Source organism: Embleya sp. NBC_00888 (assembly GCF_045207655.1).
In the GTDB taxonomy this organism is placed as follows: Bacteria; Actinomycetota; Actinomycetes; order Streptomycetales; family Streptomycetaceae; genus Embleya.
Genome location: NZ_CP108784.1, coordinates 7,061,665 through 7,080,753, shown reverse-complemented (window position 1 = coordinate 7,080,753; position 19,089 = coordinate 7,061,665). Strand labels below are relative to the sequence as shown.

15 protein-coding genes are annotated in these 19,089 nt (G+C 73.7%); 8 read left to right on the top strand and 7 right to left on the bottom strand.

The window, feature by feature from the left end; all coding sequences use genetic code 11:
* Positions 1 to 14: 14 nt before the first annotated feature.
* A complete protein-coding gene (locus OG948_RS30015) occupies positions 15 to 1,046 on the bottom strand; it encodes a phosphotransferase family protein (protein WP_406299435.1) in 1,032 nt (343 codons plus the stop codon).
* Between the two features lie 109 nt (positions 1,047 to 1,155).
* Positions 1,156 to 3,117: a copper-translocating P-type ATPase gene (locus tag OG948_RS30010; protein ID WP_406299434.1), complete on the bottom strand. Its 1,962-nt coding sequence runs from the start codon at positions 3,115 to 3,117 to the stop codon at positions 1,156 to 1,158.
* Positions 3,118 to 3,123: 6 nt separating this feature from the next.
* Here OG948_RS30010 and OG948_RS30005 point away from each other — a divergent pair, with 6 nt between their 5' ends.
* Positions 3,124 to 3,402: a hypothetical protein gene (locus OG948_RS30005; RefSeq protein WP_406299433.1), complete on the top strand. Its 279-nt coding sequence runs from the start codon at positions 3,124 to 3,126 to the stop codon at positions 3,400 to 3,402.
* A 120-nt stretch (positions 3,403 to 3,522) separates the two neighbouring features.
* Entirely contained in the window at positions 3,523 to 6,060 is a 2,538-nt protein-coding gene (locus OG948_RS30000) for a hypothetical protein (RefSeq protein WP_406299432.1), read from the top strand.
* Positions 6,061 to 7,012: 952 nt separating this feature from the next.
* Here the strand turns inward: OG948_RS30000 and OG948_RS29995 are convergent.
* Positions 7,013 to 7,441, bottom strand: coding sequence for a DUF5709 domain-containing protein (locus tag OG948_RS29995; protein ID WP_406299431.1), 429 nt, complete (start codon positions 7,439 to 7,441; stop codon positions 7,013 to 7,015).
* Between the two features lie 141 nt (positions 7,442 to 7,582).
* On the opposite strand from OG948_RS29995, the gene OG948_RS29990 reads away from it, so the two are divergent.
* Together OG948_RS29990 and OG948_RS29985 are read left to right on the top strand one after the other, a co-directional pair.
* Positions 7,583 to 8,167 (top strand): hypothetical protein, encoded by a 585-nt coding sequence (locus OG948_RS29990; RefSeq protein ID WP_406299430.1) that lies wholly within the window; start codon positions 7,583 to 7,585, stop codon positions 8,165 to 8,167.
* 293 nt (positions 8,168 to 8,460) lie between these two features.
* A complete protein-coding gene (locus OG948_RS29985; RefSeq protein WP_406299429.1) occupies positions 8,461 to 8,745 on the top strand; it encodes a hypothetical protein in 285 nt (94 codons plus the stop codon).
* A gap of 99 nt (positions 8,746 to 8,844) precedes the next feature.
* Here OG948_RS29985 and OG948_RS29980 read toward each other — a convergent pair whose 3' ends face one another.
* Positions 8,845 to 9,171, bottom strand: coding sequence for an SgcJ/EcaC family oxidoreductase (locus OG948_RS29980; RefSeq protein ID WP_406299428.1), 327 nt, complete (start codon positions 9,169 to 9,171; stop codon positions 8,845 to 8,847).
* A 173-nt stretch (positions 9,172 to 9,344) separates the two neighbouring features.
* Here OG948_RS29980 and OG948_RS29975 point away from each other — a divergent pair, with 173 nt between their 5' ends.
* From OG948_RS29975 to OG948_RS29965, 3 genes are all read left to right on the top strand, one after another.
* Positions 9,345 to 10,007, top strand: coding sequence for a nitroreductase family protein (locus OG948_RS29975; protein WP_406299427.1), 663 nt, complete (start codon positions 9,345 to 9,347; stop codon positions 10,005 to 10,007).
* Between the two features lie 189 nt (positions 10,008 to 10,196).
* Positions 10,197 to 10,724: a hypothetical protein gene (locus OG948_RS29970; protein WP_406299426.1), complete on the top strand. Its 528-nt coding sequence runs from the start codon at positions 10,197 to 10,199 to the stop codon at positions 10,722 to 10,724.
* 75 nt (positions 10,725 to 10,799) lie between these two features.
* Positions 10,800 to 11,030 carry a hypothetical protein gene (locus OG948_RS29965; protein WP_406299425.1) on the top strand — a complete coding sequence of 77 codons (231 nt, stop codon included), beginning with the start codon at positions 10,800 to 10,802 and terminating at the stop codon, positions 11,028 to 11,030.
* A 182-nt stretch (positions 11,031 to 11,212) separates the two neighbouring features.
* On the opposite strand, the gene metK is transcribed toward OG948_RS29965, so the two are convergent.
* Both metK and coaBC read right to left on the bottom strand, forming a co-directional pair.
* The gene (metK, locus tag OG948_RS29960; protein ID WP_406299424.1) at positions 11,213 to 12,406 is read right to left on the bottom strand and encodes a methionine adenosyltransferase; all 1,194 of its coding nucleotides are present in this window, start codon (positions 12,404 to 12,406) and stop codon (positions 11,213 to 11,215) included.
* A 208-nt stretch (positions 12,407 to 12,614) separates the two neighbouring features.
* Positions 12,615 to 13,823 (bottom strand): bifunctional phosphopantothenoylcysteine decarboxylase/phosphopantothenate--cysteine ligase CoaBC, encoded by a 1,209-nt coding sequence (coaBC, locus tag OG948_RS29955; protein WP_406299423.1) that lies wholly within the window; start codon positions 13,821 to 13,823, stop codon positions 12,615 to 12,617.
* A 246-nt stretch (positions 13,824 to 14,069) separates the two neighbouring features.
* Between coaBC and OG948_RS29950 the strand changes: the two genes are divergently transcribed.
* Positions 14,070 to 17,852: an SCO7613 C-terminal domain-containing membrane protein gene (locus OG948_RS29950; RefSeq protein WP_406299422.1), complete on the top strand. Its 3,783-nt coding sequence runs from the start codon at positions 14,070 to 14,072 to the stop codon at positions 17,850 to 17,852.
* An 18-nt stretch (positions 17,853 to 17,870) separates the two neighbouring features.
* Here the strand turns inward: OG948_RS29950 and OG948_RS29945 are convergent, their stop codons facing one another.
* Positions 17,871 to 18,929, bottom strand: coding sequence for a TIGR03617 family F420-dependent LLM class oxidoreductase (locus OG948_RS29945; RefSeq protein ID WP_406299421.1), 1,059 nt, complete (start codon positions 18,927 to 18,929; stop codon positions 17,871 to 17,873).
* Positions 18,930 to 19,089: the final 160 nt, after the last annotated feature.

The window sequence follows — 19,089 nt, the reverse complement described above, 5'->3', positions numbered from 1 at the left end:
ATCCCTCGGAGCGATCAGCGCGTACGCGAGGGTGCGTCGAAGGTGTCGAGCAGAGCGCCGACGTACTCCTCCAGCCGTGTGGTGAGCAGCGCGGGAGTCAGGTCCGGGCGACCCGACTCCCGCCACGGGACCGCGACCTTCTCCGCGTCGGGCGCGAAGGCGAGTGCGTCGAGCAGGCGCCAGTACAGGTGTTCGGCCGGATCGTCGGCAAGCCGCCCACCGGCCGCCGTGTAGGCGCTCGCGACGCCCATCGCGGCGGCCGGGCCGTGCAGCAGGGCCGACGCGGTCGAGCAGTGCGCGACATCCAGGTCGGCCGGTCCCCACGAGGTCTCCACCCAGTCGACCACCCCGGCGACCCGCGCCTGCGGACCGTGCCCGGCGAAGAGCACGTTCCCCGGGTGGAAATCGCGGTGCAGGAAGCACCCGCGATACGGGGGCGGTTCGCGGCGAATCAGGTCGATCGCGCGCCGCCAGAGCTCGGGCCGCCCGGTTGCATCGGGTGCGCGCACCCGTTCCGGGGAGGTCCACGCCTGATAGTCCCGAGGCCGGGTGCGATCGTCGACCTCGACCGCGTGTACGGCGACAAGCAAGCGGGCCGACAACACGGTCCGTTGCTCCGCCCCGTCGTCGCCCAGCCGAATCTCCCCCGGGAGCAACGACATCAACAGGGACGGATGGTCACAGTGCTCGCCGCGCGGGTCCACGGCCACGAGCGTCGCCGCCGGGATGCCGCTCCCGGCGAGCAGTTTCAGGATCGCCGCCTCCCGACCCAACAGCCCCTCGGCGTGCCGCACGAAGAACGGCTTCACGAACGACCGTAATACCAGCGCCCGTTCACCGGCGGGGCCGACCACCCGCAGGCGGCGCATCACCGACGTCCAACCACCGACCAGCCGCCCGGCCCCGACCACCCGCTCCCCGGCGGGCAACGCCGACTCGACCCACGCCCGCGTCGCGGCCCACTCCACACCCTCGTCACCCACGCCGGCAGCGTACCGACCGATCCGCCCGCCGACTCCCGCCCACGCGCCCCACCGTCCGCGCATGACGAGCTGCGAGACCCACTACCGCATGGCCCCGGACGGCAAGCGCGGAAGGGCGGTGGCGGGAGATTCGACGCGGTGCCGGGCCGGCGGGGCGGCGGCGGCCGGTTGATCATGCCTCGTGCATGCCGGGGCGGAGGTCGAGCCGGCGCAGGAGTTGGGCGTTGAGGGCGACCACGACCGTGGAGAGGCTCATCAGGATCGCGCCGACCTCCATCGGCAGGACCACGCCCGCCCAGGCCAGGGCACCCGCGGCCAGCGGCACGGTGACGAGGTTGTAGCCCGCCGCCCAGGCCAGGTTCTGCCGCATCTTGCGGTAGCCGGCGGTGGACAGGCGACGTACGCCGAGCACCGCGCGCGGGTCGTCGGAGGCCAGCACGACACCCGCCGACTGCACCGCGACGTCGGTGCCGGCGCCGATCGCGATGCCGACGTCGGCCCGGGCCAGCGCCGGCGCGTCGTTGACGCCGTCGCCGACCATGGCCACGCGCAGGCCCCGGGCCTGGAGTTCGGCGACCTTGGCGTCCTTGTCGCCGGGCAGTACCTCGGCGAAGATCTCGTCCACCCCGAGGTCGCGCCCGACCCATTCGGCGACCTGCCGCGCGTCCCCGGTGAGCATCCCGACGCGGACTCCCACGGCGTGCAACTCACGGACGGCGGAGCGGGATTCGGGGCGGATCTCGTCCTCCACCGCGAGCGCCCCGGCCACCTCGTCACCGGTCAGCACGTACAACACGGCAGCGCCGCGCCCGACCCAGTCCTCGACGGTCGCCGACAGCCCGTCGGGCACGCGGACGGCCGTCTCGCGCAGCAACGCCGGCCCGCCGACCCGCACCCGGGTGCCGGCCACGTCCGCCTCGACGCCTCGGCCCGTCATGGACCAGAACCCGCTTGCCACGACCGGCTTTCCGCGCTCCTCGGCCGCGCGCACGATGGCCCGGGCGAGCGGGTGTTCGCTCTCCCGCTCGGCCGCGCCCGCGAGCAGCAGCACCCGGCCCTCGTCCCGGCCGGGTGCCGCCGCGACCCCGGTCACCGCGGGCGCTCCGCGGGTGAGCGTGCCGGTCTTGTCGAACAACACCACGTCGACGTTGCGCATGCGCTCCAGCGCGATCCGGTCCTTGATCAGGATGCCCTGTCGCGCGGAGAGCTCCGTCGAGATCGCGATCACCAGCGGAATGGCCAGCCCGAGCGCGTGCGGGCAGGCGATCACCAGCACCGTGACGGTTCGCTCGATCGCCGACCCGCCCTCGCCGAGCAGCGACCACACCACCAGCGTCAGCACCGCCGCGCCCGCCGCGTAGTAGAACAGCAGCGCCGCCGCCCGATCCGCCAACGCCTGGGCCCGGGACCGGGATTGTTGCGCCTCGGCGACCAGCCTTCGGATACCCGCGAGTTGGGTGCCCTCGCCGGTCGCGGTCACGGTGACCCGCACCGCGCTGTCCACCGCGACGGTGCCGGCGACCACCGTGTCGCCCGCACCGCGCGGCACCGCTCGGGACTCGCCGGTGATCATCGACTCGTCGAACTCGGCCGCGCCGTCCGCGATCCGACCGTCCGCCGGGACGCGCGCGCCGGAGCGGACCAGCACGGTGTCGCCGGTCGCCAGATCGGCCACCGGGACGCGCTCGAACTCCCCGTCCGGTCCGATCCGTTCCGCCTCGTCGGGGAGCAGCGCCGCGAGTGCGTCCAGGGCACCCGAGGCGGCGCCGAGCGCGCGCATCTCCAGCCAGTGGCCGAGCAGCATGATGTCGACCAGCAGGACCAGTTCCCACCAGAAGTCCAGCTCGTGCGAGGCGAGTTCCAGGGTCGAGGCCCAGGACGCGAGGAAGGCGACCGTGATCGCCATCGCGATCAGCGTCATCATCCCCGGGCGCCGGGCCGCGAGTTCGGCACGGGCCCCGGTCAGGAACGGCCATCCGCCGTACCCGAACACGACCGTGCCGAGGAGTGGCGGAATCCAGGACGAGCCCGCGAACGACGGCTCGTCGTACCCGAGCACGTCCGCGAGCATCGGACTCAGCGCCAGCACGGGCAGCGACAGCAACAGGCTCAGCAGAAACCTGCGGCGGAACATCTCGGCGTGCCCGGTGTGACCGCCGTGACCTTGGTGCTCGTCGTGGCCCTCGTGGCCTTCGCGGCCACCATGCCCCGGATGGCCTCCGGACTCGCCGTGCCCGTCGGGGCCTTCGTGCGCGGCATGCCCCGCATGCGCCTCGCGCCCCGCGTGCTCCTCGTGACGGCCACCCTCGCCCGGTCCTTCGCGGCCCGCGTGTGCGTCTCGTCCGTCCCGCTCAACCCGCCCGCGCTCCATGCCGCTTCCCTTCTCGCCCGTCACCGACTTCCCCTTTATACCCCATAGGGGTATAGACAAGCGTCGATCGACCCACGCTCATTCCTTGCGATTCGGGCAGAACCATCCGCATCTCGGGCCGGCGGCGGTATAACCAGAGACCAGCCCCCTCTCCCTCGGGAGGCCAACATGGTGCGTCAGCCACGATCCCGCAGTGTCGACTGGTTGTGGTGGGCGACCTCGTCGGGCGAACTGCAACCCTTCCTGGATCATCCGGATCACGATCAACAGGAGATAGCCCGGGAGAAGTCGGCGGTCGCGGTCCAACTCGCCCGCCTCGGCGATCCACTCGTGGACTGTCTGGGGGCAATCGCCCCGGACGTCCTGGCCGACGCCCTGTGGCGGTTGCCGAACCCCACCCGGACCGACACGCTGCGCGCGCTGCGGGTACCGCCCGCGCGCCGCCCCACCCCCGCGATCGCCGAACACGCGCTCAAGCGGCTGCGCAAACAGACCGCGAGCGTACGCGGCTACACCGCCCAGGTCGTCACCCTGCCGGTGCTGCGCGTGCTGCTGCCCGCGACCCTGGACACCGACTCGGAGGCGTTGGACGGCGAGATCCTGGAAAGCCTGAAGACCACGACGTTGACCCCCGATCTGATCCGGCTCACCGCGATCGCCGACTGGGGGTTCAGTTGTCAGGCCGCCGCGCTGCTGCGACTGACGCTGACCGAGGCCGATCTCGCACTGCCCGGGTGGCCCGCCGACGTGATCGCCGACGTGGTGACCGCGTGTCGTCGGTTCGAGGCGTTCTGCCGCGACCGGATGTGCGGCGCGAGCGAACCCCCGTCGCCGCTGCGCTCGCTCGACGACGCGCTCGGCCGGGCCCGGGCCGCCGCCGACTCGGTGACCGCCTCCGTCGCGGCCGGCCGCGCGCCGGAGGAGGCCGACCTGACCATGCTCGCGCTGGTCGGCCCGGCCGTCGCGGAGGCCCGTGAGGCGGTCGGCGCGTTGGTCGGCGCCGAGCCGGACACGCTGCCCGAGGACCGACCGGGACTGGCCGCCGCGATCACCGCGCACGAGGCCGCCGTACACGCCCGCGAACTCGCCGGTGTGGACCGCTTCCGGAACCTCGTCGGCCCGTCGATGCACGGCGCGGCGATCACCGAACTGCGCGAACTGGCTACCGATCTGAGTACGCGTCACGAAAGCTGGGAGCCGACCGACCGGCGCCGGGTACTGGCCCTGGCCGACCTCGGCGCGCTGATCGACGAGATCGCGGCCGACCGGGACGAGGGCGTGGACGCACTGGCCGAGACGGTCCGCCCACACCTGCCCGACCCGACCATCGTCAACGCCGTGCTGCGCGGCCGGCTGTCCTGGGACGAGACACCGACCACGGCCGCCGCGAACACCGCGACGCCTCCGCCGACCGCCGAGGAAACGCGGACGGCGCCCGAGAGCACGAGCGACACCGACGCCGAACCCGCCCCGACGCCCGAGGCTCCGCCGCACGACGCCGACGATCCGCCGGCAGGGGCGGACACTGCGGCTGCGGCTGCCGATACGGACGACCGCGCCGACGACGCCGACGACGGCGATGCCAGGGTCGAGACCGTCGGCACGGTGCCGGTCGAGTCCGACCCCGAGTCCGGCCCCGATCCCGCCCCCCGACCCGACGCCGGTCCCGACTCCGCGACGCTGATCGGCGAGTTGATCGGTCGGGGCGACTACGCCTCGGCGGTACAGGCCATGTCCGCCGACGTTCCGGAGCGCATATCCGCGCTGCGCGCCCTCGCCTACGCCAACGGCGCGCGTTCGGACACCGGCGCCCTCGCGGTGTCCCTGCGCGACGAACTCGACGAGATGGCCCTGCGCGTACCCGGCCACGACCGTGCGACCCAACTGCTGACCGTGGGCGCGGCCGCGCGCGCCGCCGTACTGTGCGGACACAGCACGTACGGCCTGCTCCAGGAGGCCGCCGCCGGGCTGAGCGACCTGCCCGCCGTGGCCACATTGGCCCGACACATCGCCACCGGCTCCGCGCAGGGACTGCTCGGCGGCGCCCGCAACCTCGGCGCGCTGGAAGCCCTCGCCGAGGCGGAGGCCGGCGCCGCCACGTGCGCGGCGGACGCCGCCGAGGCCCTGCTGCACCCCCGCCACCTGCGCTTCCCACGCGCCACCTCGATCGCCCAACTGTGGTGGCGACCCGAGGACGGCCTGCTGGGCCGACTGCTGCGGTTGGCGGCCGGCAACGAACGGGGCGACCTGGACGAGGTCGCCGAGGCGCTGCGCCGGCTCACCAAGCACCACGAGTTGGAGAACCGACTCTCCGCGATCGACGAGGAGTTCCGCAACGGCAAGGGCCACCGCCTGGAGGGGCCGGCCCGACGCCGACTGCTGGAGTACGCCCGCGAGTCGCTCGGCACGGTGAGCCGCTGGGTGGACGCCATGCGCCGGGTCGCCGAGACCGAATCGGAGGCGGAGTCCTGGATCGCCGGCCCGCTGGCCGACCTGCGCCACACCCTGATCGCCGACCGCCCCGAAGCCGACCGCGAACTCGCCGATTTCGCCGCGCACACCGGCGACCCACTCGCCGCCGGCGCGGCACGAGCCGCCGCCGCGAGCCTGTCCGCGACCCTCGACCTCCTCGACGGCCGCCCCCTGACCGGCCCCGAACCCACCCCCGAAACCCTCTTACCCCCCAGTCCCCCCACCACCGCCTGACCCCAACCACCTCACCACGCCACGCCACGAACCCGAACGCAACAAGCACGGGGCGCGAGGGCGGGCGGTCCGGGAGCGAGCACAGACGCGCAGACACGCAGGCGGGCCGGGCGGGTCGGGCGGGTCGGGCACGAACGCGCGAGCGGGTCGGGCACGAACGCGCGAGCGGGTCGGGCACGAACGCGCGAGCGGGTCGGGCACGAACGCGCGAGCGGGTCGGGCACGAACGCGCGAGCGGGTCGGGCACGAACGCGCGAGCGGGTCGGGCACGAACGCGCGAGCGGGTCGGGCACGAACGCGCGAGCGGGTCGGGCACGAACGCGCGAGCGGGTCGGGCACGAACGCGCGAGCGGGTCGGGCACGAACGCGCGAGCGGGTCGGGCACGAACGCGCGAGCGGGTCGGGCACGAACGCGCGAGCGGGTCGGGCACGAACGCAGACGCGGAGGGCGGGCGCAAACGCGGGGCAAGTCGAGCGGGCCGAGCCGGGCGAGCGCAGACGCGCGAGCGGGGCGAGGGCGAGTCGAGCGGAGCGGGCGGGGCGAGTCGAGCGGGGCGGGCGCGAACGCGGGGGGCGGGCGCGAGGGCGAGGGCCGGGCGCGGAGGACGGGCGCGGGAGCGAGCACCGACGGGAACGAGCACAGGAGCCGGGACGAGCTGAGCGGCTCACCCGGGACGAACGCAGGTGCACGACGGGCGGGGTCGCAGGCACCCGGACAGCAGCTCACCCGGGACAGGCGCGGGTGCACGACAGGCAGGGCCGCAGGCATCCGCATCCGCACCCGCACACCTCGCCCGGCCACCTGGCCACCCGTCCGCCCGCGCGCTCCGGTCGCACGGAGCGTACCGGCCCGCGCTTGCGTCCACGGGACCGCTTGCGTCCACGGGACTTCTTCCGTCCTCGGGACCGCTTCCGTCCTCGGGACCGCCTCCGTCCTCGGGACCGCTTCCGTCTAGGGGACCTCTTCCTCCGGGATGATGTGCATCGCCGCCTCCTCCGCGCCCGCCGCGCCGCCGTCGATGCCGACGTCGTGGGCGACCGCCTCCGATTCGGTGTCCTCGTGGGCGCCCTCGTCCTCGGCGACCAGCCGGCCCGCCCTGGGGTCGGGGCCGCCCTCCCATTCGTCCGAGACGACCTCGTCGGCCGAGACGTCCGGCTCCTCCTCGGCCAGGAGTTGGTCGAGCGACTCGCCGCGCCGCTCCTCCTCGGGGGTGTTGCCGTAGCGCTCCGCCGCCGACCAGCGGTCCGGCGGCAGGATCCCGGTGTCCAGCGGGTCGTACGACAGGTCGTCGGTCGACAGCGTGTCCTCGGGGCCGAGTACGCCGTCGTCGCCCGGCGTGTCCGGGGAGTCTTCGGTCGGGTCCGGAGTGTCGTCGCTCATCGCCTGCCACCTTCCGCTGAAGTGCTCGTGCCGTGCGTCCAGGGCTCGGCCCCGTCCCCCGCGACCCGAGTGACCTTGCCCAGCGTCGGCCGGTTCATTCGGGGCTGCCCGGGAGCGGCCCCCGCCTGGCAGCATGTCCGGGTGCCGGAATCTCGCTTGCGCGTCGCCGCGGTCCTGACCTGCCTTCTGCTCACCGCCACCGGATGCGGCTCCGACGACGACGGACCCGACGACAGGGCCGACGGACCCGCGAGGGCCGACCGCGCTCAGGAGCCCACCGAGGTCGCCGACGTCCGCCCCGAGCCGTCCCTGACCATCAACTGCCTGCACACCATCGGCGAACGCCCGGAGCCCACGAGCGGGTCGACCGTCGTCCTCGGCGACGTCGCCCTGGAGACCGGCCGCAGGCTCCAGACCACCAAGTCCACGGGCACCGAGTACCTGCATCCCCTGTTCGCCAAATCCGGCCTGATGGTGCGCGACGGCGCCGTCGTCGACATCGAGGTGTTGCCCGCGCCCGGCAACGGCGCGTCCATCGGCTGGGGCAACGGCCAGTCCTCCGCCGTCGCCGTCCGGATCCCGGGCTGCACGACCGGCTCCACCGCGAACGCCTGGACGGCCTTCCCCGGCGGCTACCACGTGGACCGGCCCGGCTGCCTCACCCTGGTCGTGCGCTCGCGCGGGTTGCAGACGAAGGTGCGCGTCCCGGTGGGCGCCGACTGCTGAGCCAAGGCATCCCGACCGACTGCCGAGCCCAGGCATCGGGCCGGCTGCCGAACCGAGACGCCTCGGCCGACTCCCGCCCGCGGCGCTTCCGACCGGTTGGAGGCGGGTCCCCCACCACCGGACTCACAGCCCACCCAACCGCTCGTTCCAACGACGTAGACACCTCCACCCGTCTCATGCTTGAGGCTGATATTTCCTGATGGATTTGGACGATCTTTGATCGCCGGCGCAGGGTGGTCCAGGGGGTCAGGGACGGAAAGCCCGGTCCTGGGGCCGGGGAGGGAGCGGACGGAATGCACGAGGCGCAGACACGCGAGACGAGCCGCGACGAATGGCAGACGCTGCACACCGGGACTCGGGAGTCCGCGGCCCGAGGGTTGCGCGAGGATTTGGCCCGCGCCGGCGTGGCCGAGGCGGACCTGGCCCGACGGGTGACCGAGGCATGGGCGGGCTCCGTGGTGACCGTCGCGAGCACCGGCCGGCAGTTCCGGGTCACCCGGACCAGCGCTCCCGCGCCGACGATCTCGCTCAGCGAACCGCAACGCACCGAAGCGGAACAGCCGCTGCTCAACCGCTGACGCCGGCCCGCCGCCGCCCGACAACCGGACCCGAGCACAACGGGCACAGGCGCAGGCACGGGCACAAACACAGCCTCCGGCGCACACCGCCCGCACCACTCACCCGCTGATCCGCATCTCGCGCACGACGTCGCCCGCCACGCGAAACGCGAAGTCCGACGGGCCGTCGAACCCGTCGCCCCCGACGTCTGCGGTCACCACGGTCTCGTCCCCGTCCTCGCGGACCGCGGTGACGGAGAGGGTCACCCGTACTCCGACGAACTCGGCGTCGCTCCACCGTGCGATCGCGTCCCGACCGGTGAAGACCCGGCCCCAGTCGTTCACCGACCCGTCGGCGGCGAACGCGTCCAGGAACGCCTCCGCATCGCCGGCGTTCGTGGCGGCGACCAGTCGCTCCACGGGCGCGGGCAACCGCTGATCCCTCATCGCGAACGTCCTTCCGAGACGGGAGCCCGGACCTCGAACGGGAGCCCGGGCTCCACCAGTCGACCCGAGTCGGGGCGACTCGGCCTGCCGAGTGACCCACTCGGGTAAGCGGACCGCGGTCGACCGCGAGCGGGCCTTCCGTCGAACCCCCGCGCCGTGCTGTGCTGTGCGCCATGGTCGACGAACCCACATACCCCACGGTTCCGCACCGGCACCGCGGCGTCCCCGCCCACGAGGCGGAAGCCCGCAGCCGAGCCTTCCACGACGTGATGGCCCAACGCCGCACCGTCCGCGACTTCTCCTCCCGGCCGATCCCGGACAACGTGGTCGACTGGGCGATCCGCACCGCGGGCACCGCGCCCAGCGGCGCCAACGTGCAGCCCTGGCGCTTCGTCGTGCTCACCGACCCCGAGCGCAAGCGCCACCTGCGCGAGGCCGCCGAGCAGGAGGAGCGCGAGTTCTACGAACACCGCGCGTCCGCGGAATGGCTCCAGGCCCTCGCACCGATCGGCACCGACTGGCACAAGCCCTTCCTGGAGGAGGCTCCGGTCGTGATCGTCGTGTTCGAGGTGCACAAAGGACCGGACTCGCCGCGCCCCTACTACACGAAGGAATCGGTCGGGATCGCCGTCGGCCTCCTGCTCGCGTCGCTGCACCAGGCCGGCCTCGCCACGCTGACCCACACGCCGAGCCCGATGCGCTTCCTCAACGAGGTGTGCGGTCGCCCCCAGGAGGAGCGCGCCGCCTACGTCATCCCGGTCGGTTACCCGGCCGAGGACGCACGCGTCCCCGACATCCGGCGCAAGCCGCTGGACCAGGTCGTCGTCCGCCTCTGACCCGCCGGCCGAGCACCACCACGACCGCCGGGCGGGCCGCACGCCCGCGCCCGTCCGGCGGGGCCGGCCCGCACGCGTCCGGCGGAAACCGTCCCGCGCCACCCCGAACGCCTGCGCCGAAGCCCGCCCCTCTGCGATCCTGAACCGGCACGTCCGGATTCGCATCAGCCGTACGTACGGGGGGCGTTGATGAGTGTCGTCGCCGGAAAGATCATCGACGAGTCGATCGTGATCGCCGCCGATTCCCAGGTGACCTGGGGTCAGGCCAAGACCGAGGGCACCAAGCTGTACAAGATCGGCGAGAGCCTGATCTTCGGCGGCGCCGGACTGCTGCGCGACATCAACCTGATGCGCCTGTTCCTGGACACGCACACACCCGCGTCGGCCGAGGAACGCGACATCCTGGAGTTCTACGCCGAGTTCGTCGAGTGGGGCAAGCGCAAGCTGTCCAGCTTCGAGCCCAAGTCGGAGTTCATGTTCGCGTTCGACGGCAAACTGTTCGAGACGAGCAACGACTTCGACGTCTTCTACTACGACTACGGCGCGATCGGCTCCGGCTGGGAGTACGCGCGCGCCGCGCTGCACCTGGGCCACACCCCCACCCAGGCGGTCGGCGTCGCGTGCGACCTGACCATCTTCTGCATGCCGCCGGTGACCGAGTACCGAATACCGCGCCACCCGCAATATCAGCCCGGTCGTGATCACGAGGCCATCTGAAACGGACGTGGCGTGGGGTCTGCCGCAATTTGGCGCTAACCCTGTGTTTACGTGGTCTCTCGTAAGCTCTGGGGTATGTCCGAACAGCCCATCCCGGCGGACCTGATCGAGTTGCAGCGGGCCCGAGACGCCGCCTACGAGGCCATCGCCCGACACGCGGGGCAGTTCACCGAAGAGGAGCATGCCCGGCTGTGGGCTCAGGCCCGCGACGCCGTCGAGGCGCTGCACGCGCACCCGGCGATGACCGCCGGCGGCGACCGTGCCGACCTGGTCACCCGCCTGCGCATGGCTGCCCAGGCCGCCTGACCCCGGCCCGCCCCGGCATCGCGCGCGGCCCCTCGACGTCGGCCGCCCCGGTCACCATCGGCCGCCGCCCCGGTCACCATCCACCGCGAAAGAAACGCCGCCGGCCGCGGTGCGCGCCCCGAAGGGTCCGCGCCGCGGCCGGCGGCGAAAAACGAGACTGCGGAAAACGATCGGCGGAAGGCTCAGGCGCCCGCGGCCGCCTTGAGCGCGTCCACGCGGTCGGTCCGCTCCCAGGTGAAGTCCGGCAGGTCGCGGCCGAAGTGGCCGTACGCGGCGGTCTGGGCGTAGATCGGCCGGAGCAGGTCCAGGTCGCGGATGATCGCGGCGGGCCGCAGGTCGAACACGGTGCCCACGGCGGCCTGGATGGTCTCCACCGGCACCGATTCGGTGCCGAAGGTCTCCACGAACAGGCCGACCGGCGCGGCCTTGCCGATCGCGTACGCGACCTGTACCTCGCAACGACGGGCGAGGCCGGCGGCCACCACGTTCTTGGCCACCCAGCGCATCGCGTACGCGGCCGAGCGGTCCACCTTCGACGGGTCCTTGCCCGAGAACGCGCCGCCACCGTGCCGGGCCATGCCGCCGTACGTGTCGATGATGATCTTGCGACCGGTGAGTCCGGCGTCGCCCATCGGGCCGCCGATCTCGAACCGGCCGGTCGGGTTGACCAGCAGCCGGTAGCCCTCGGTCTCGATGTCCAGGCCGGCCAGCTCCGGCTCCACCACGTACTCGCGGATGTCCGGCGCGAGCAGCGAGTCCAGGTCGATGTCGGAGGCGTGCTGCGACGAGACCACGACCGTGTCCAGGCGGACCGGGCGGTCGCCGTCGTACTCGATGGTGACCTGGGTCTTGCCGTCCGGGCGCAGGTAGGGGATGGTCCCGTTCTTGCGCACGTCGGCGAGTCGCTTGGCCAGCCGGTGGGCGAGCGTGATCGGCAGCGGCATCAGCTCGGGGGTGTCGTCGCACGCGTAGCCGAACATCAGGCCCTGGTCGCCCGCGCCCTGGCGGTCCAGCTCGTCCTCGTCGCCGTCGACCCGGTTCTCGTACGCGGTGTCGACGCCCTGGGCGATGTCGGCCGACTGCGCGCCGATGGACACCGAAACGCCGCACGAGGCGCCGTCGAAGCCCTTCTTCGAGCTGTCGTAGCCGATCTCCAGGACCCGCTCGCGCACGATCGTGGGGATGTCGGCGTAGCCCTGCGTCGTGACCTCGCCGGCCACGTGCACCTGACCGGTGGTGATCAGCGTCTCGACGGCGACCCGACTCTTGGGGTCTTCCTTGAGGAGCGCATCCAGGATGGAATCGCTGATCTGGTCGGCGATCTTGTCCGGGTGACCTTCGGTCACGGACTCAGAGGTGAACAGACGGCGGGACACATCGCTCCCTGGGGTTGCAGCGGCTGCTGGCTGGCAGGTGGACCCGGACCGTCCGGACAGGTCGGGACGGGCGAGTCCACCGAATACTGGGCCCGAGTTTATCCCCCCGACCCCCGACGGGGGACTGGGTGTCCCACGCAATGGACGGCGTGGCGTTGCTCACTTTGTGTGAACTTGGGGCGATGGGGCGTTCGTTTCGGCCGACGAACTAGCCGAAACGGGGCACGACCAGGTCCCAGACCACGTCCGCGAGGTCCTCCTTCGGGCCGTGCGGAACCGGCGTCTCGGCACCGTCGGCGGCCAGCACGATCGCCTCGTTGACATCCGTGCCGAATGTCAACTCCTCGCCCACCTGGTTGACCACGAGCAGGTCGCAGCCCTTGCGGGCGAGCTTGGCCCGGCCGTTGGCGAGTACGTCGTCGGTCTCCGCCGCGAAACCGACCACGATCTGACCGTCCCGGAGCCGGTCGTGCGCCAACTCGGCGAGGATGTCCGGGTTCTTGACCAGCGCGATCGGGTCCGGCTCCGCGTCGGTCTTCTTGATCTTGCCGCCCACCCGGTTCGCGGGCCGGAAGTCGGCGACCGCCGCGGCCATCACCACGCAGTCCGCGTCCGCCGCCGCCTTGACCACCGCGTCGCGCAGGTCGAGCGCGGTGCCCACGTGCACCACGTCGGCCCCGGCGGGATCCGGCAGGCCGGTGTTGGCCTCGATCAGGGTGACCCGGGCGCCGCGGGCGATCGCGGTGCGGGCCAGCGCGTAGCCCTGCTTGCCGGACGAGCGGTTGCCCAGGAAGCGGACCGGGTCCAGCGGTTCACGGGTGCCGCCGGCGGTGACCACGACGTGCCGGCCGACCAGATCGGGCGCGGTCGCCCCGCGCGCGAGGGCGCGCCGGACCACCTGGAAGATCTGCTCCGGGTCGGGCAGTCGGCCCTTGCCGGTGTCCTTGCCGGTCAGCCGGCCCACGGCCGGCTCGATCACGATCGCGCCGCGCCGACGCAGCGTCGCGACGTTCTCCACCGTGGCCGGGTGCTCCCACATCTCGGTGTGCATCGCCGGTGCGAACACCACCGGACATCGCGCGGTGAGCAGCGTGTTGGTGAGCAGGTCGTCGGCGAGCCCGTGCGCGGCCTTGGCGAGCATGTCGGCGGTCGCCGGCGCGACCACGACGACGTCCGCGTTCTGGCCGATCCGTACGTGCGGCACCTCGTGCACCGCGTCCCACACCCCGGTGGCCACCGGCTGCCCGGACAGCGCCGACCAGGTCGCCGCGCCGACGAAGTTGAGCGCGGACGCGGTCGGCACCACCCGGACCTCGTGCCCGGACTCGGTCAATCTGCGCAGCAGTTCACACGCCTTGTACGCGGCGATGCCGCCCGCGACGCCGAGGACGACGCGGGGTCGAGATCCGGTACTCATCGCTGCTCCTGGTCCTCCGTCGCGGCCGACCCGTGTTCCGACCGGCACGGCGAGCCTACGACACCGCCCCTGGCGGCTCGATCTCGTGTCGCGCCGGCGGCGATTGCCGACCGGCCGTCGCGGGCGGCCCTCGCGCACCGCATTCCGCACGAGGCGCCCGCACTGCGGGCCGGAATCTGAGTACTCGTACGGATGTCCCGTCCCGCTGCCGCTGCCAGCATCGTGGCGAGGATTCCATCGGGGGAGATGACGTCGATGTTGAACGAGTGGCTGTTGGACGACGCGACGCGGTGTCCCGGCTGTGCGCGGGAGTTGGGGGCTCCGCGCACCGAGCGCTGCCACCGGTGTGCGATCCGCCTGAGCGGGCCGGAGGCGGACCGGTTGTGGCAGGTCAGCGTGTCGGCGGCGCAACTTCTGCGGCAGCGCGAAGCACTGCTTCAGGCGATGCGCGCCGAGGCGCACCGGGCGCTCACGCGCCCGCCCCTGCTCCCGGCGGCGACACAACCGTCGACACCGGCGCCGGCCCCGCCCCCGACGCAGACACCCGCGCCGGTGTCCCCGCCCGTCCCCACCCAGCCGCCCGCGGCCCGCCTGCGCGAGATGGCCGAGGTCGGGCGGCGTCGGGTGGCCCGGATCGTGCTGGGCGCGGGTGTGCTGCTGGTGGTGCTGGCCGCGCTCGTGTTCGTCGCGGTCACCTGGAATCGCACCGGCACCGGCGGCCGGGCCCTGGTGATGGCGCTGGCCCTGGTGCTGGCCGCGGCCGGCACCGCGGTCGCCGAGCGGCGCGAACTGCCCGCGACCGCCGAGGCGATGGCCGCGCTCACCGTCGCGATGGGCCTGCTCGACGGCTACGCGGCCTGGGCCGCGGACCTGGCCGGGCTGCGCGACGGGAGCGCGGTGTTGGTCGTCGCCGGCACCATGCTCGCGGTCGGTGGCGCGGCGGCGCTGGGCTCGATGGTGGCGCCGCTGCGCGCGTTGCGGGTCTCGGCGGCGGTGCTGCTCCAGGGTCCGCTGCCGCTGTTGATCGCGTGGTTCGGGGTGGGCCACTCGTCGCTGTTGCCGCCGGCCATCGGGCTCGGGCTCCAGGCCGCCGTCGACGTCGCGCTGCTGAGCCGGGTCTACGCCCGGGCCGCGCGCGGGCTGCGGATCGTCACCGAGGTCGGCGTGCTGTGCTATTGGCTGACGGCGGTCGTGCTGACCTTCGTCGAGGGTCCGAGCGGCCCGGCGGCGGCCACCATGCTGGGGCTCGCCGCGATCGCGGGCGGAATCGCGTTCGCGCTGCGTCGCTCCCCCGCGGTGCGCCACCTGGCGTCCGGATCCGCGATGGCCGGCTCGCTCGCGGCCGTGGCCCTGCTGGTGGCCACCCGGCCCGCCGACGATTCGGACCTGCCGATCGCGTGGACGGGTGTGGGTCTGCTGATCGTGGTCCTGGTCGCGATGGCGCCGCTGTTCGCGGTGCCGCGCGCGTTCCGGGCCGGACCGCTCGCGGTGCTCGCGCCGCTGACGGCCGTGCCCGCGTTCTGGGTGATCGCGACGCCGGTGATGGCGTTGGTGGGCCCGCTGTCGTGGCCCGGCCGCGCATGGAGCATCGACTCGGCCGGCGTGGGCGCACGAAACGCGATCCTGCCGGACGGCGACTGGGACTTCGGCCTGGCGCCGCTGGTACTGCTGCCCCTGGCGCTGCCGGTGGCGCTGATCGCGGTGACCCTGCTGCGCGGTCGGCCCGGACGTACGCCGACCCTGGTGGCCGGCGCGGTCGTCGTCGAGGGGTTGCTCCTGGTCCTGCCGCCGGCCCTGGATCTGCCGTTGTGGGCGGCGCTCGGCTGGCATCTGGTGGCCGCCGGCGGCTGGGCCCTGACCGGGCGGGTACGCCCGTGGCTGCCCCTCGTCGCCCTCGCGCACGGTGTCGTGGCCCTCACGTGGGCGACGGCGCACCCGCTGACCTCGATCACGGTCTGGGCCCTGGGCGCGGCCGGCCTCACGTTCACCGCCGTCCTGTCACCGGGACGCCTGTCGCCGGAGCCGAACCGGGCGACCGCCGAGGCGGCCCCCGACGCAAACACCGACGCAAACACCGAGGCAAACGCCGACGCGACATCCGACCACCGGGCATCCGACCGAGCAGCCACCCATCACCCGAACAACCACCGATCACCGGCCCCCGAGGACTCGACCACCAACCCGTTCGCCCCGCCACAGGATCGCCCCGACGGCGACCGAGCCGCCGACGACCGCCCCGGCAGCGACCACCCCCACACCGCCGACCATCCGCCTCGCCCCACCCCCGCTCCCGCGCTCCTTGGCCCGCTCGTTCGACCGATCACGGCCGGTCTCGCACTCGCCCTGGCCGGCGCCGACGTCGCGATGGCGGCACGCCACCTGGGCGCCGCGACGGCCCCGACCGGCCTCGTACCGGCCCTGCTGTGCGCGCTGGTCACGCTGATCGCGGTGGCGCTGCGCCCGAAGGCCGCGACCACCCGCGCGCTGACCCTGGTCAGCGGCGCCGGTTGGGCGATCGGCCTCCTCGCCGCGGCGCACGCCCCGGTCCCGCTTGCGGTGGGCCTGGCCGCGGCCCTGCCGACGTGCCTGGCCGGCGCGCTCCGCGACCTGCCGACCACCCGGCCGGCCTGGGCCGGCGCGGCCTGCGTGTGGTGGGTCGGCGCGATCGCGGCCGGCGCGCACGCGTTCGGCGCCGATCGGCCCGCCGCCGCGCACGCCGCCGTGATCGCCGCCGCCCTGCTGTTCCCGCTCGCCACCGCACCCACCGGTCGGCCCGCCGTCGCCCTGGCGATCGAGGGCACGGCGGGCGCGGCCCTGCTCGTCGCCCTCCTGGCCGGCCGCACGACCTCGCCCGTCACGTTCGCGATCGCGGCGGGGGCCACCCTGTCCGGCGCGCTGTTCGGCCGCACGGTGTTGCGGCCCGGGTGGGCGCCCGCGACCGCCGTCCTGCTGTACGCCACGACGGCGGCCACGCTGTACCGGCTCGACGTCGGGGTGCCCGGTCAGGCGGTGGCCGGCGCGTGCGCGGCGGCGATCCTGCTGGTGGTCGCCACCCGTCTGCACGATCTGCCGATGGCCGCGCTCACGATCGAGGGGGTCGCCGTGGTCGCGGCGGCGGTGTCGATCACACAGTCCGGCGGCCTGCTGCCGGTCGCGCTCGCCGTCGTCACCGCCGGCACCCTGCACAGCGCGATCCGCGGGCACGGCGAGGCACGCCCGATCTGGGCGCCCGCCACCGTCGCGCTGTTCACCGCGACGGTGCCGGCCACCCTGCACCGCCTCGACGCCGCGCCCACCGCGTCCGTCCTGGCCGCGGTCGGCACGGCCGCCCTCCTGTACGTCGCCACCGCCCGGCTCCCCCGCTCCGACGCCGCCGCCGGCCTCGCGACCGCGCTCGTCGCCGCGTGCTGTGTGCTCATGGCCGCCGTCGCGACCCTCGTGGTGGCCCCCGAGCAGGTCTGGCTCGCCCTGGCCGCCGCCGGCGCGGCCGCGGCGACCACCCCGGACGGACCGTTGCGCCGGCCGGCCCGACCGACCGCCATGTCGCTGCTGTTCGCCGCCTACTGGGTACGGCTGGCGCTGCTCGGGGTCGCTCACCCGGAGGCGTACACGATCCCGCTGGGCCTGGCCCTGCTGGCCGAGGGCTTCTTGCGCCGGCGTGCCGACCCGGAGACCACCTCGTGGGCCGGGTACGGCGCGCCGCTCGCGGTGCTGCTGCTGCCCTCGCTGCCGCTCGCGCTGAGCCAGGGCGAGCCGATCCGGCCCGGCCTGCTCGGCGCGGCGGCGATCGCCACACTCCTGGTCGGCGCGCGATTCCGGCTCCAGGCACCGCTGTTCCTGGGCGCGGCGGTGCTGGCCACCGTCGGCCTGGTGCACCTGCTGCCGCACCTGGCGCCGGTGTACGACGCGGTGCCACGCTGGGCCGTGCTCGGCACCGCGGGCGTCCTGCTGATCGTGATCGGCGCCGGCTACGAGCGCCGGCTGCGCGACCTCAAGCGGCTGCGCCGCGCGGTGGGACGACTGGGGTAGGCCGTCGACGGGGCCGGCTCAGGTGAGCGCCCGCAGCTCGTCCAGCACCTCGGACACGCACGCCGGGTCGGCCCGATAGGGCAGGTAGAACCCGAGGCGGTCGGCGACTCCGTGGGCGCGCGAGGCCAGTTGGGCCGCGACGTCCTTGGGGTCGCCGATCGCCACCACCCGGCCCAGCAGCGTGTCGTCGACCGCGTGCGGGATGTCCGACCAGCGGCCGGCCCGGATCAGCGCGTGCAGTTCGGCCTGCAACGGTCCGTAGCCCTCCACGTCGAGCACCGGCCGGTAGGCGGGCGTGGAGGCGTAGAACGCGACCATCGCCCGGGCGCCCTTGATCGCGGCGCGCATCTCCTCCTCGGTCCGCCCGGCCGCGACGATCACGTCGAGCATCACCGAGAACTCCTCCCTGGTGCGCCGGGACAACACCAGGCCGTCGGTGACCGCGTCGGTGACCGGGCCGCGCACGAACAGGTCGGTGTTGAGCGGGTGGACGAGCAGCCCGTCCGCGTGCTCGGCGACCATGGTGATCATCCGCCGGCCCACCCCGCCCGCGAGCAGCGGCGGCAGCCCGTACGGGTTCGGCCCCGGTCGCAGCGTCGGCGGCATCAGCGTGAGGTCGAAGAACTCGCCGTGGAAGTCCAGCGGCGTCTCCCGCTGCCAGCACGTGAGCACCGCCCGGACCGCGCGCAGCGTCTCGGCCATCCGGGCCACCGGGCGCGACCACTTCGCGCCGTACCGGCGTTCGATGTGCGCCTGGATCTGGGTGCCCAGGCCGAGCCGGAACCGGCCGTGCGAGGCCAGGTGCAGGTCGTAGGCGGTGTGCGCGAGATGGGTGGGGCTGCGCGGGAAGGCCACCGCGATGTTGGTCATGATGTCCACGCCCGCCGCGGCGGCGGGCACCAGCGGCAGGAACACGTCGGTGGGGCCCTCGAAGGTGAACACCCCGTCGAAGCCCGCCTCACGCAGTTCCCGGGCCCGCTCGCCGGCGCGGGCCAACGGCGCGTCCAGCAGCGTGTCCACGGGCAGCGGTCGTCCGCCCGCCTTCGGCGCGTGCGCGCCGCTCTCGATCCGGTCCACCCTCGTCGCCCACCCTCCGGATCACCTGCGTGGCGCGCGTGTCGGCGCCCAGAGCACAGGTACGCCATACGCGATCAAGGATCAAGACGCACGAAGGGCCCGACGGCACACCGTCGAGCCCTTCGTGTCCAGCGGTCCAGCGATACAGCGCATTCGAGTC

Bases quoted from the DNA above. Each gene is read 5' to 3' on its own strand.
- OG948_RS30000 (WP_406299432.1), top strand. From the start codon at position 3,523: ATGGTGCGTCAGCCACGATCCCGCAGTGTCGACTGGTTGTGGTGGGCG.
- OG948_RS29975 (WP_406299427.1), top strand. From the start codon at position 9,345: ATGGTCGACGAACCCACATACCCCACGGTTCCGCACCGGCACCGCGGC.
- OG948_RS29970 (WP_406299426.1), top strand. From the start codon at position 10,197: ATGAGTGTCGTCGCCGGAAAGATCATCGACGAGTCGATCGTGATCGCC.
- OG948_RS29980 (WP_406299428.1), bottom strand. From the start codon at position 9,171: ATGAGGGATCAGCGGTTGCCCGCGCCCGTGGAGCGACTGGTCGCCGCC.
- OG948_RS29995 (WP_406299431.1), bottom strand. From the start codon at position 7,441: ATGAGCGACGACACTCCGGACCCGACCGAAGACTCCCCGGACACGCCG.
- OG948_RS29950 (WP_406299422.1), top strand. From the start codon at position 14,070: ATGACGTCGATGTTGAACGAGTGGCTGTTGGACGACGCGACGCGGTGT.
- OG948_RS30015 (WP_406299435.1), bottom strand. From the start codon at position 1,046: ATGCGCGGACGGTGGGGCGCGTGGGCGGGAGTCGGCGGGCGGATCGGT.
- coaBC (WP_406299423.1), bottom strand. From the start codon at position 13,823: ATGAGTACCGGATCTCGACCCCGCGTCGTCCTCGGCGTCGCGGGCGGC.
- OG948_RS29985 (WP_406299429.1), top strand. From the start codon at position 8,461: ATGCACGAGGCGCAGACACGCGAGACGAGCCGCGACGAATGGCAGACG.
- OG948_RS29965 (WP_406299425.1), top strand. From the start codon at position 10,800: ATGTCCGAACAGCCCATCCCGGCGGACCTGATCGAGTTGCAGCGGGCC.
- OG948_RS30010 (WP_406299434.1), bottom strand. From the start codon at position 3,117: ATGTTCCGCCGCAGGTTTCTGCTGAGCCTGTTGCTGTCGCTGCCCGTG.